9 protein-coding genes are annotated in these 12548 nt (G+C 73.4%); 6 read left to right on the top strand and 3 right to left on the bottom strand.

Features of this window, described 5'->3' with window-relative positions; genetic code table 11:
• Positions 1-181 precede the first annotated feature (181 nt).
• The 3 genes from WMF24_RS29860 to WMF24_RS29850 all read left to right on the top strand — a co-directional run bounded on the left by WMF24_RS29860 (position 182) and on the right by WMF24_RS29850 (position 3879).
• Complete coding sequence (locus tag WMF24_RS29860; protein ID WP_437730818.1) at positions 182-1117, top strand: ATP-binding cassette domain-containing protein; 936 nt, start codon at positions 182-184, stop codon at positions 1115-1117.
• Positions 1117-2166 carry an ABC transporter permease gene (locus WMF24_RS29855; RefSeq protein ID WP_437738873.1) on the top strand — a complete coding sequence of 350 codons (1050 nt, stop codon included), beginning with the start codon at positions 1117-1119 and terminating at the stop codon, positions 2164-2166. The genes WMF24_RS29860 and WMF24_RS29855 overlap by 1 nt, the downstream gene beginning before the upstream one ends.
• Before the next feature lie 354 nt (positions 2167-2520).
• Entirely contained in the window at positions 2521-3879 is a 1359-nt protein-coding gene (locus tag WMF24_RS29850) for an LLM class flavin-dependent oxidoreductase (protein WP_437730817.1), read from the top strand.
• 54 nt (positions 3880-3933) lie between these two features.
• On the opposite strand, the gene lysA is transcribed toward WMF24_RS29850, so the two are convergent.
• The 3 genes from lysA to WMF24_RS29835 form a co-directional block, all read right to left on the bottom strand.
• Positions 3934-5223: a diaminopimelate decarboxylase gene (gene lysA, locus WMF24_RS29845; RefSeq protein WP_437730816.1), complete on the bottom strand. Its 1290-nt coding sequence runs from the start codon at positions 5221-5223 to the stop codon at positions 3934-3936.
• Between the two features lie 276 nt (positions 5224-5499).
• The gene (locus WMF24_RS29840) at positions 5500-7053 is read right to left on the bottom strand and encodes a phospholipase D-like domain-containing protein (protein ID WP_437730815.1); all 1554 of its coding nucleotides are present in this window, start codon (positions 7051-7053) and stop codon (positions 5500-5502) included.
• A gap of 73 nt (positions 7054-7126) precedes the next feature.
• On the bottom strand, positions 7127-7369 hold the full coding sequence (locus WMF24_RS29835) for a hypothetical protein (protein WP_437730814.1): 243 nt from the start codon (positions 7367-7369) through the stop codon (positions 7127-7129).
• 568 nt (positions 7370-7937) lie between these two features.
• Here WMF24_RS29835 and WMF24_RS29830 point away from each other — a divergent pair.
• From WMF24_RS29830 to WMF24_RS29820, 3 genes are all read left to right on the top strand, one after another.
• Positions 7938-8738 (top strand): hypothetical protein, encoded by an 801-nt coding sequence (locus WMF24_RS29830; protein ID WP_437730813.1) that lies wholly within the window; start codon positions 7938-7940, stop codon positions 8736-8738.
• Positions 8739-8956: 218 nt separating this feature from the next.
• Positions 8957-11377 carry a protein kinase domain-containing protein gene (locus WMF24_RS29825; protein WP_437730812.1) on the top strand — a complete coding sequence of 807 codons (2421 nt, stop codon included), beginning with the start codon at positions 8957-8959 and terminating at the stop codon, positions 11375-11377.
• Between the two features lie 18 nt (positions 11378-11395).
• On the top strand, positions 11396-12511 hold the full coding sequence (locus WMF24_RS29820) for a tetratricopeptide repeat protein (protein ID WP_437730811.1): 1116 nt from the start codon (positions 11396-11398) through the stop codon (positions 12509-12511).
• Positions 12512-12548 lie beyond the last annotated feature (37 nt).

Raw genomic sequence — 12548 nt, 5'->3', positions numbered from 1 at the left:
CCGCAGGTGTCTGGCGAGATTCGATTCTCCGGACAGGCAAGGCGTCGCGTCGCCTGTCGAATTTTCCGGCGCTCCTGTGGGCGCGTGGAGGTGCCCTCCGTTCGTCGAGGGCGCTCCGCAGGGCGCCCCCGCCGCGCGCGTGCGGGTTTCTTTTCGGCATGCGCTGCGATAGAGGCGTGCCGTGTCCGCCTCTCCCGCCCTGGTCTGCCGCGGTCTGGTCAAGCGCTACGGCGACGTCGTGGCCGTGAACGGCCTCGACCTCGAGGTGCGGCGCGGCGAGTGCTTCGGCCTGCTCGGCCCGAACGGCGCGGGCAAGACGACCACGGTGGAGATCCTCGAGGGGCTCACGCGCCCCGACGCGGGCGAGGTCGAGGTGCTCGGCGAGCGCTGGGTCGGCGACGGGATCGCGCTGCGCCGGCGGCTCGGCATCCAGCTCCAGGAGACGCGCTTCCCGGACAAGCTGCGGGTGGGCGAGGTGATCGCCCTCTTCCGCAGCTTCTACCCGCGCGGGCTCGATCCGGCCGAGGCGCTGCGCTGCGTTTCCTTGCAGGAGAAGGCGGGCGCGTACGTGCGCGGGCTGTCGGGCGGGCAGAAGCAGCGGCTGTCGCTCGCGTGCGCGCTCGCCGGCGACCCGGAGGTGCTCTTCCTCGACGAGCCGAGCACCGGCCTCGACCCGGCGTCGCGCCGCGAGATCTGGGGCATCGTCGAGGACCTGAAGGCGCGCGGCCGCACCATCCTGCTGACGACGCACTACATGGAAGAAGCCGCGCGCCTCTGCGATCGGGTCGCGATCGTCGATCGCGGGCGGCTGCTCTCGCTCGGCACGCCGGCGTCGCTCGTCTCCTCGCTGGGCGCCGAGCACGTCGTGGAGGTCGAGGTGGACCGGGAGATCGCCGAGGCGGAGCTCGCGGAGCTGCCCGGGGTGGAGGCGGCGCGCGCCGCGCAGGGGACGCTCCGGCTCACGGTGCGCGACGTGGCGCGCGTGCTCCCGCCGCTGCTCGCGCTGTGCGCGGCGCGCGGGGTCGAGGTGAAGCGGCTCACGACGCAGCACGCGAGCCTGGAGGACGTGTTCATGGCGCTCGCCGGGCGGCGGCTCGAGGGCGAGGAGGCGGCGTGATGGAGTGGCTCCGTTCCCTGCGCGCGGCGCCGCTCGCGCTCCTCATCCGGGCGCGCGTCGTGGAGTTCCTGCGCGAGCCCGAGGCGCTCTTCTGGATGCTCGTGTTCCCGATCCTGATGTCGTCGGCGCTGGCCGTCGCGTTCAGGAGCCAGCCGGCGGAGCCGGTGCTGGTGGGCGTCGAGGCGGGGGCCCACGCCGAGCCGCGGCGCGCGGCCCTCGAGGCCGGCGGGCAGGTGGACGCCCGCGTGATCCCGCGGGATGAGGCGCACAAGGAGCTCCGGGCCGGCAAGGTGGCGCTCGTCGTGCTCGCCACGGATCCGCCCACGTACTGGTACGATCCGACGCGGCCGGAGAGCCGCATGGCGCGGCTCGAGGTGGACCAGGCGCTCCAGCGCGCGGCGGGGCGCGCGGACGCGTTCCAGCCGGCGGCGCTCGAGATGACCGAGAGGGGGTCGCGCTACATCGACTTCCTGGTGCCCGGGCTGCTCGGCATGAACCTGATGATGACCGGGCTCTGGGCGATCGGCTTCGCGATCGTGCAGCAGCGCATCGGCAAGCTCATGAAGCTGTTCGCCGCGGCGCCGGTGCGGCGCTGGCACCTGCTCGTGACGCACCTCGGGGCGCGGCTCGTGTTCCTTGCGATCGAGGTCGTGGCCCTGCTCCTGTTCGCGTGCCTCGTGCTCGGCGTCCCGATCGCCGGCTCGATCGCCGTGCTCGGGGTCGTCGTCGTCGTCGGGGCGCTGTCGTTCGTCGGCATGGGCCTGCTCATCGCGGCGCGGCCGCGCACCCTCGAGGGCGTCTCGGGGCTGACGAACCTGGCGCAGTTCCCGATGTGGATCTTCTCCGGCATCTTCTTCTCGACCGAGCGCTTCCCGGACGCGATCCAGCCGTTCATCCAGGCGCTGCCCCTCACCGCGCTGAACGACGCGCTCCGCGGCGTGATGCTCGAGGGCGCGACGCTCGCCGCGCTCGCGCCCGAGCTCGGGGTGATGGTCGCCTGGGGCGTCGTCTCCTTCGCGCTCGCGCTGAAGCTCTTCCGCTGGCAGTAGCCCGGCCTCGCCGGGGGGCGGCGGGCGCGCACCGAGGTCGCGGGGGCGCGCGCGGCGGGTGCTTCCCTGCCAGCACCGCGCCCGCAGCGCCGGCGCCCCGCTGCTGCCCTCGCAGCACGCCGCGCGCGGGGTGAAGGGGCGCACCGCCTGCGAGGGAGGGGCACGCCGCCCGCCGGGAAGGCGCGCGCCGCTGCGCCGGCAGGCGAGGTGCCTCGATCGCGGCCGCTGCGCCCCGCGGCTCCGCCGCCGGGCACGGCGCTTGCGGTCACGGCGGCGCGCGGAGCGAGCGGGGCGCGCCATGTCGACCGGCGGCGCGCCCTGCGCTGACGCGAGCACCGAGATCTGAGGACATCCATGAGCGACAAGCAGCGGAAGATCCGCCTGGGCGCCTTCTTGCCCGGCGCGGGACACCACGTGGCGGCCTGGCGGCACCCGGAGGCGCAGGCGGACGGCGGCATCAACTTCGGGCATTACAGGCGCATCACCCAGACGGCGGAGCGGGCCGGGTTCGACGCCGTGTTCCTCGCGGACGGGCTCGCGCTGCAGAGCCGGCCGGGGGCGAAGGGCCGCACCGCGTACGGGGCCAGCTTCGAGCCGGTCACGCTCTTCTCCGCGCTCGCGGCCGTCACCGAGCGCATCGGCTTCATCGCCACGGCGTCCACCACCTACGAGGAGCCCTACCTGCTGGCCCGCAAGTTCGCGTCGCTCGACCACCTCAGCCAGGGGCGGGCCGGGTGGAACGTCGTCACGACGGGCGGGGGCGAGGCGGCGGGGAACTTCGGCCTCGACGCCCACCCCGACCACGCGCAGCGGTACGCCCGGGCGCGCGAGTTCGTCGACGTTGTCTCCGGCCTCTGGGATAGCTGGGAGGACGACGCCTTCCTCCGCGACAAGGCGTCGGGGGTCTATTACAACCCGGAGAAGCTGCACACGCTCGATCACAAGGGGAAGTTCTTCTCCGTCCGGGGGCCGCTCAACATCCCGCGCCCGCCGCAGGGCCACCCGGTGATCGTGCAGGCGGGATCGTCGGAGGCGGGCAGGGAGCTCGCGGCGGAGACCGCGGAGGTGATCTTCACCGCGCAGCAGACGCTGGAGGACGCGCAGGCGTTCTACGCGGACGTCAAGGGCCGGATGGCCAGGTACGGTCGCCACCCCGACCAGCTCAAGATCATGCCGGGCGTGTTCCCGGTCGTGGCGAGGACCGAATCCGAGGCCAGGGCGAAGTACCAGCAGCTCCAGGACCTCATCTTGCCGGAGGTCGGCCTGTCGCTGCTCTCGGGGCTGGCGGGTGGGGTCGACCTGTCCGCGTATCCGGTGGACGGGCCGCTGCCCGATCTGCCGGAGACAAACAACAACAAGAGCCGTCAGGCGCTGATGTTCGACATCGCCCGCAAGCGCAACCTCACCATCCGGGAGCTCTACCTCTGGGTGGCCGGGGCGCGCGGCCACTGGACGATCGTGGGCTCGGCGGAGCAGATCGCGGACGAGCTCGAGGCCTGGTTCACGCAGGGCGGCGCCGACGGGTTCAACGTGATGCCGCCGTGGCTCCCGGGCGGGCTCGACGACTTCGTGGAGCTCGTGATCCCGGAGCTGCGGCGTCGCGGCCTGTTCCGTACGGAGTACGAGGGCCGCACGCTCCGGGAGAACCTCGGGCTGGCGCGACCGGAGAACCGCCACGCGCGCAGGGCGAGGCCGCGGGCGTCGGCGGCCTGACGATGATGCGGCCGGCAGCGCCGCCTCCGAGGCGGCGCTGCTCGACCGTGCGAGCTACCTCGGATCGGCCGCGGCGGTGCGCAGGCGCTCCTTGATGTCGTCGGACAGGCACATCCTCGAGACGAGGTCCTCGAACGTGTCGCGCCGCCGGATGAGCCGGCTCCGGCCGCCGTCGACGAGCACCTCGGCGGGCCGCAGCCTGCCGTTGTAGTCGTAGCTCATCACATGGCCGTACGCGCCGGCGTCCATCAGCACGACGACATCCCCCTCGGCGACGTCCGCGGGGAACTCGCGCTCGCTGATCCACATATCGGTGTTCTCGCAGACCTGGCCCGTCATCGCCATCGGCGCGGTCCGGCCGCGGCGGCCGTTGATCCGCACCTCGTGGTAAGCGCCGTACATCACCGGGCGCGCCATCGTGTTCATCGAGATGTCCGTGCCGATGATCGTCCTGTATCCCTGCTTGATCGAGATCACCCGCCCGAGCACGTAGCCCGCGTCGCCGACGAAGTACCGCCCCGGCTCCATCACGAGGCGAGGCGCCTTCAGGCCGTGCTCGGCGCACTTCTTCTGGACGACCGCGGCGATCGCGCGCGCGACGGCCTCCACGTCGAGCGGCGGCAGCTCCCGGCGGTAAGGGATGCCGAGCCCGCCGCCGATGTCCAGGAACGCGAGGTCGAAGCCGAGCTTCCGCGCCACCGGCCCGATCAGATCGAGCAGCTTGCCGGTGACGTGCGCGAAGCTCTCCGGCTTGTTCGCCTGCGAGTGAGGCATCATGTGCACCCCGAGCCGCTCCACCCCGTTCTCGAGCGCGGTGCGGTAGGCGTCCTCCACGTAGCGCGGGTGGATCCCGAACTTCGCCGACGGGCCCGCGAACGGCTTCAGATCAGGCGTGGCGATGTCCTCGCCGCTCGGGTTGATCCGGAACGACATACAGCGCGGCCGCCCGAGCGCGAACAGGCGCTTCAGGATCCCGTGGTCGTCCACGTTGAAGATGACCCCGGCGCGCAGCCCCGCGGCCAGGTCCTCGTCCGAGAGGCTGTTGCCCGTGTAGATGATCTGCTCGCCCGAGAGCCCGAGCGCCTGCGCCAGGCGGATCTCGTTCGGGCTCGCGGCGTCCACCCCCGAGCCCTGCTCGACGAGGAGCTTGGCGATCTCCAGGTTGTTGCACGCCTTGATGGCGTAGAAGACGGACACCTCCGGATAGCTGCTGCGGAGCGCCCGCGTGAGGCGACGGAAGTTCTCCCGGATGCGCTCGGCATCGTAGGCATAGAGCGGCGTCCCGTACTGCTCCGCGAGCTCGCGGACCGAAATGCCCCCGATCGTGATCTCTGCCTCTTGCATACTCCTCGTCGCGTCGACGCTCCAGCGTGAGAGACAACCTCGAGGAGCCATGTCGCCCGTCCTCGGTCGTGTCTCGGTCGCTCTCGTCAGGTATTCTCAATCATTCCGGGTCGTTCTCGGTCGTGCCGAGTGCACTAGCATACCATGTGCCACCGTCGTCCCGCAACGGCGGGGGCGGCGGGCCTCGCGCCCTCGGTCGGCGTCCCGCGCATCCCGCGCATCCCGCGCATCCCGCGCGTCCCGCGCGTCCCGCGCGGCGGGACGGCTCCCGCGGCGCTACTTCTCGGCGGCCCGGCTGCTGCTGCTGAAGAGGTGGCGCCAGAGCACGCCGAGGCCGCCCACGAAGAGCGAGCCGTGGCGCCTGTCGATGTCCTCGACCGCGGCGGGGTCGAACGGGAGCGCGTGCGGGTCGATGACCTCGAGCAGGACGCGCTCGTCCGCGGTGGGCGACGGGTGGATCCGCAGCCGGCACGAGGCCCCGGGCGCGCGCGGGCCGGTGGGGGGGCTCGCCATCGCGTCGAGGTACGCAACGAGGTCGTCCGCCCGATCGAACTCGAGATCGCCCAGGTGCTCGCCGATGAGCGACGCGCGCGCCCGCCGGATCGAGCGGCCGAGCGCGTCGTCCGGATCGTCGGCCTCGACCGAGGCGTTGATCTCCGTGTCGATCGAGAGGCTGCGGTTCGTCAGGTTGGCCGAGCCGATCGTGAGGAAGCGGTCGTCGACGATCATCACCTTCGAGTGGATGTACGTGGCGCGCTCGGCCGTCTCGTCCTCGCCGCACGCCGGCAGGGTGTAGTAGACGCCGAGGCGGTGGCCTGTCTCGGCCGCCGCCGCGCGCACCTGGGCGAGCACCTTGGCCTGGGAGAGGCCGACGGCGATCTGCTCCTTCATCGTCTCGGCCTCCATGTTCAGGATGAGCACGACGTCGATCAGCGGCCGGCCCTCGGCGCGCATCCGCCGCTCGATCCCGTCGGCGATGACCTTGGAGCTGAAATACTGTGTCTCGATGTAGATGAAGCGCTCGGCGGCGTCGATGGCGTCGAGGTAGAGGTCGCGGATCTCCGTGCAGTGCGGGGCGCCGGTGGGCGCGCCGTGCGGATCGGTGCGGCTCAGCGCGACGTGCTTCGCCGCGAGCGGGGTGCCCCCCTCGGGCCGGTAGTCGGCGAACGTCGGCTCGAGCCCCTCGACGTCCGGCAGCACCATGGGCGCGCCGCCGGCGCGCCGCCACCGGTCGGTGAAGATGTCGGTCAGCGCCCGGGCGACCTCGCGGCCGCGCAGGTAGGCCTGCACGTCGTGAAACGGCTTGTGCGGCTCGCCGCGGCTCACGCGGAACGGGTTCTTGTTCGTGTGGCTGCGATCGTCCCAGCGGTGGTCGCAGAGGTCGAGGCCGCCGAGGAACGAGAGCTCGCCGTCCGCGACGACGAACTTCTGGTGGTGCGAGGCGCGCTCGACGTGGGTCGAGTCGAACAGGAAGTGCAGCCGGTGGTTCGTCCACTCGAAGACGAGCTGCTGGAGCCACTCGCGCTCGAGCGCGAACACGAGGTGGAAGTCCCAGGCGAGGATGTAGATCTGGAGCTCCGGCTTGAGCTCGCAGAGGTGGTCCAGGAACTTGAGCAGCGTGATCGGGCTCGACACCTGCGCTTCCCTGCCGCCCCGGAGCAGGGCGACGTCGCTGTCGAACTGCCAGCCGGCGAGGAGCAGGTATCGCCGCGCCATGGACGCGACCCGGTAGAACTCGGGGTAGTACTCGTCGGCATCGATCAGCAGGCCGATGTCGTCCACCGGGGTGTCGCACCACGTGTGGCGTCGAGGGTCGATGATCTTCGCCATCGTCTACAATTCCGGATCCGATCTTTGCGTTCGTGGAAGTCGTGGCATCCGTGTCGCCTTGTCGGTCCTTCCGTCAGGAGGCTCCCCGAGACGCCCGCTGGCGCGCGTGCTCCTCGATGAGGCGCTTCAGGCTGGCCACGTCCGGCCGGGTGCCGCTCGCTTCACCGATCGTGGCGAGCCGCTCCGCCTCGTCCGTCGGGAGATCGGGGCATATCCACTCCAGCAATGCCGCCCAGTCCGGCTCACCGTCGCAGCTATAGCAGTCATCGGGGATCGGCGTATTGTCGGGGAAATCCCGGAAAACAAGGTACGGCATCGTAGCTAGTGTCGCTCCAGGTGACAGGTGAAGGTGTCGCTTCGGGTGAAGGTGCAGGCCGCCATCACGGCCGCGCCCCCGGCGCGGCCCCTGATCGCGGCTGTGGACGTGTCGCGCCTCGCGCTCGCTTCATGGTCTCTCGTCTCTCGTATCTCGTAGGTTTCCACGCGCGGCTCGATGGGCATGCCACGCCCACGCCGGCGCGCCCGGGGCCGCGGCGCGCCGGCCGCCTCGGCTATGGAGCCGGCGGCCCGGGGGGGCAAGCGCGCTCGTGGCCTCGGCGCCGCTTCCCGGCGATCGCGCCGGCGGGCGGCGGCGGAGCGGGCTCGTCGCGCCCCGGCGTCTGAGGGGCCGGCGGCGGCGCGTCGAGGACGGTGAATAAAAGCGCCGCGCGTGGCATCTCAGGTCGACAGCCCCCCTGCCGGCGGCGCGCGGCCCCGGCGGACGCCGGTGGACCCTGGGAAGAAAATTCCACCAGGCGCCCTCCGGCGGTCTGGGCCTCGATTTCTGGGCTTGTCCGCCGCGCTGTGCTGGGCTGAAACTCGACGCGACGATGAACCCTCTTGACTTGAAACGACTTGCTGCGTGCGCCGTGCTGACGCTGACCGCGGGCCTCGCGGCGGCGAGCTGTCAGCTCGTCTCGGGCATCGACGGGATGAGCGTCGACGTCGCGGCGGACGGCGTCGTCGCCTGGTGCGGTCCGGCCGGCACCCCGTGCGGCGGGACGTGCGAGGACGGCAAGCACACCCCGCCGGGCGTCTGCACGGAGGACGGCACGTGCTCCGCCCAGCCGAGGGACTGCGGGCTCTACGACTGCGACCCGAGCGGGACGGCGTGCGCCACGAGCTGCTTGCCGTCCGGCGCCGGCTGCATCGACAGCGCTGTTTGCCACACGCCCTCCGCGACGTGCGCGAAGTGCGACTCGGGCCCCGAGCAGGACGGCGACTGCAGCGGCAACAACAGCTTCCTCATCAGCAGCAGCGGCGAGAGGTCCCGCTGCGACTGCAACGGGCAGAGATGCGAGCTGACGTGCGACGCCGAGGGCGGGTGCGCCGGGCCCGTGCTCCTCGACACGCTGAAGTCCCCCGTGCTGCTCGAGTGCGGCGATCAGTGCAACGGCGCCGTCGTGACCTGCATGGGGCCCTATCCGTGCGAGGTCGTCTGCAACAGCGGCGGCTGCCGGGACCTGACGCTGCGGTGCAGCCAGGATGGCAGCTGCCTGCTCATGTGCAATGGCTCGGGGTGCTCGGGCAACGTCAAGGTTGAATGTGGGACGAATTTTTGCGCTGTCGCTTGCGGCGTCTCCAACGAATCCATCCACCAGGAGTGCGGGAGCTCGTGCCTCTGCAGGGACATCGGCTGCAAGTGATCTCCGCGCGCGGCGCGCGCGCCGCCCGAGCGCGCCGCGGCGACGCGGGGCGGGGAGGCCTCGGAGCGGCAGGGGGTAGCCAGGACCACGCGGGCCCGATACTCTCGGGCTTTGCATGACGACTTGCCCCGCGTGGGGCAGCAGGACCACGCGACCCCTTGCTTCATTGGCTCTGTATGGCGACGTGCCCCCGGTGTGGTGCGGTGTACGATGAGGACGTGGCTTCGTGCGCGGCGGACGGGACTCCGCTGTTGCCCGCGGAGATGTGCCTCCCCGCCGAGCCGCTCCTCGCGGCGAACACGATGGTGGGCGAGTACCGCATCGCGCGGAAGCTCGGGGCGGGCACGTTCGGAGAGGTGTATGCGGGGGAGCACCCGCTGATCGGCAAGAAGGTCGCGATCAAGGTGCTGAACCGGCGGTTCGCCGCCCAGCCGGAGGCGATCGCGCGGTTCGTCGCGGAGGCGCGCGCGGTGAACAGGATCCGCCAGCGCAACATCATCGATATCTTCGCCTTCGGCGTGCTGCCGGGGCTGCAGCGGCACTACTTCGTGATGGAGCTGCTCGACGGCATGACGCTGGGCGAGCTGTGCCGGCGGAGGCGGCGGCTGCCGTTTCCGACCATCGTCCCCATCGTGCGCGGCATCGCCGACGCGCTCGACGCCGTCCACGAGGCGGGGATCACGCACCGGGATCTGAAGCCCGACAACGTCTTCCTCGCGGCGGAGCGCGACGGGACGTGGTTCCCGAAGCTCCTCGACTTCGGGATCGCGAAGCTCGCGGACAGCGAGGGCTCGCACGTGACGAGCACGGGTGTCGTGCTGGGCACGCCGCAGTACATGGCGCCCGAGCAGGCGCGCGGCCAGAGGACCGGGCCGCCCGCGGACATCTACGCGCTGGGCGTGATGATCCACCGGATGCTGACCGGAAGGCCCCTGTTCACCGGGGCGTCCGCGGTGGATGTGATGTGCAAGCACTCCGCCGACCCGCCGCCGCGGATGTCGAGCGTCTGCCCCGACCTGCCGCGCGAGCTCGACCTGCCGGTGCTGGCGATGCTCGAGAAGCGCGCGGGCGACAGGCCGCCGAGCGCGAGCAAGGCGGTGGCCGATCTGCTGGAGGTCGCGCGGCGTGTCGGCCTCGCGCGGACCGGCCCGCAGGACGAGCCCGAAGCGGCGGCCGCGAGCGCGGCGCGGGCGTCGGGGCAGATGACGCTGGCGACGGGCGACGAGGGGCCCGCGAGCGCGGCGCGGGCGTCGGGGCAGATGACGCTGGCGACGGGCGACGAGGGGCCCGCGAGCGCGGCGCGGGCGTCGGGGCAGATGACGCTGGCGACGGGCGACGAGGGGCCCGCGAGCGCGGCGCGGGCGTCGGGGCAGATGACGCTGGCGACGGGCGACGAGGGGCCCGTGAGCGCGACGTGGACCCCCGGGCGGGTGAGCTTTGCAAGAGAGGACCCGGCCACCCTGACGATGGACTCCGCCATCGCGGCCGGGCCCGGGGCGACCGGGGAGAGCTGGGCTGCAGACCGCCGTTCGGACCCCGGCGCGGGCCCCGCGTCGGAGCCGTCGGGCGCGCCTCCGAGCTCCACCGTACCGGACACCGAGCGCGCGCCCGCGCCCGCGAGCGCTGGAGACGCGTCGACGGCGCCGTGGTCCGGGCCGCCCGCGGGCGCTGGAGACGCGCCGACGGCGTCGTGGTCCGGGCCGCCCGCGGGCGCTGGAGACGCGTCGACGGCGTCGTGGTCCGGGCCGCCCGCGGGCGCTGGAGACGCGTCGACGGCGCCGTGGTCCGGGCCGCCCGCGAGCGACGTGGGCGCGGGGCGCGGATCGGACGCGGACGGCCGGGCGTCCATGCGCGGGCTGGCCGCGATCGAGGCGCCCGGCGCGCGGGTGGCGGCGAGGCGACGGAAGCTGCTGATCGCGGCCGCCGCGGGGCTCCTCGCGGCGACGTCGATGTGGGCGGTCGGCCGTCCCTCGGGGCTCCGGCTGCTCGGCGGCACGGGCGCCGTGGCGCTCGCCTCCGCCCCCGCCGCGTCGCCGCCGCGCGAGGCGCCCCAGGGGCCCGCGGCCTCCCCGCCGCCCGCCGCGTCGAAGGAGCCGCTGCCGCCTGCGCCGGCGGAGACGGTCGCCGTGCGGCTCACGACCCGCCCCGCGGACGCGAGCGTCTGGATCGGCGACAGGAGGGTCGGGAGCTCCAGCGAGCCGATCGCGCTGCCGCGCGGGAGCGCTCCGGTCGAGCTGGTCCTGAGAAAGCCGGGCTTCGAGAATGCGAGCATCCACCTCATCCCGGACCGAGATCGCGAGATCGAGGTGAGCCTGCCGGCGTTGCCGGCGGCGCTGCGGCGCGGCGGCGCGGTGGCGAGCGGTCCTGCCGGCGCGGCGACCAGCGGCCCCGCCGGCGCGGCGGCGAGCGGCCCCGCCGGCGCGGCGGCGAGCGGCCCCGCCGGCGCGGCGGCGAGCGGCCCCGCCGGCGCGGCGGCGAGTGGCCCCGCCGGCGCGGCGGCGAGCGGCCCCGCCGGCGCGGCGGCGAGCGGCCCCGCCGGCGCGGCGGCGAGCGGCCCCGCCGGCGCGGCGGGGGGCGACGCGGGCGACGCGGCGCTGACCCAGGACCACGTGGACAGGATCCTCGATCAGCGGGAGTGAGTCCGACGTGGATGAGTCATGGAGATGAGGCGAGGGCTCCTGTTCCTCGGCGCCGGCGCGCTGCTCGGGGCCGTCACGCTCTCCGGCGCGGCGTCCGCGCAGCGCGCCCAGGACGCGGTGAAGCCCATGGCCGAGGCGCTCTTCTGGCAGGGGCGCGACCTCTTCAAGCGGGGGCAGTACCCCGAGGCCTGCGACAAGTTCGAGGAGAGCCAGCGCCTCGAGCCGAAGCCCGGGACCCTCCTCAACCTCGCCGTCTGTCACGAGCAGGTGGGGAAGCTCGCGACCGCCTGGGCCGAGCTCGGCTCGGTGGAGGAGGTCGCGCGGCGCGAGGGCCCGGCGGAGCGCGAGGCCTTCGCGCGCGCGCGGCGCGAGGCGCTGGAGCAGCGGCTCGCGCGGATCGAGATCAGGATGGATGCGCCCCCCGCGAGCCTGCGCCTCACGATCGACGGCGAGCCGCTGAACGGCGCCGCCCTGAGCGCGCCGTTCCCCATTGATCCGGGCCGACACCGCGTCGCTGCGGCGGCGCCGGGGAAGAAGGCGTGGTCCACGGCGGTCGATGTGCCGCCCGAGCGGGCCGCGATCGTCGTCACCATTCCGGCGCTGGAGGACGCGCCGCCGGCCACGGGGGCGCCGGCCACGGGGGCGCCGGCCACGGGGGCGCCGGCCACGGGGGCGCCGCTGGCCGCGCCGCGGGCCGCTGGGGCGCCGCAGCCGCAGGCCGCGCCCGCGGGGGTGCCGGCGGGGGCGCTCGCGCCGCGCGCGACGGGGGCGCCCCAGCGGCCGGAACCGCCGGCGGACGGCGCCGGGAAGGTGCTGATGGCGATGGGGTTCAGCGTCGGCGCGGTCGGCCTCATGGTCGGCGCTGTCGCGGGGGCCCTGACGCTCTCGCGGTCCGGCGCGCTCGCGGAGGTGTGCGAGAACGACCGCTGCCCTCCGAGCCGGCGCGGCGATCTGAGCACCGCCAAGGCGCTGGCCAACGTCTCCAATGCCGGCTTCGCGGTCCTCGCCGTCGGCGCCGGCGTCGGCGTCGCCGGTCTGCTGATGTTGCCCTCGCGGGCCGCGGCGGCGGGCCCGCGCGCGGCGCTGACCCCCGCGCTGGGCGCGGGGATCATGGGCCTCCAGGTCAGCTTCTAGAGCAACAAACGGGTTGAACCCGTCTGAAGCGAGCAGA

The organism is Sorangium sp. So ce1335 (assembly GCF_051521615.1).
In the GTDB taxonomy this organism is placed as follows: domain Bacteria; phylum Myxococcota_A; class Polyangia; order Polyangiales; family Polyangiaceae; genus Sorangium.
Note: the sequence above shows the minus strand (reverse complement) of the source record. Positions and strands in the feature narration are given on the sequence as shown.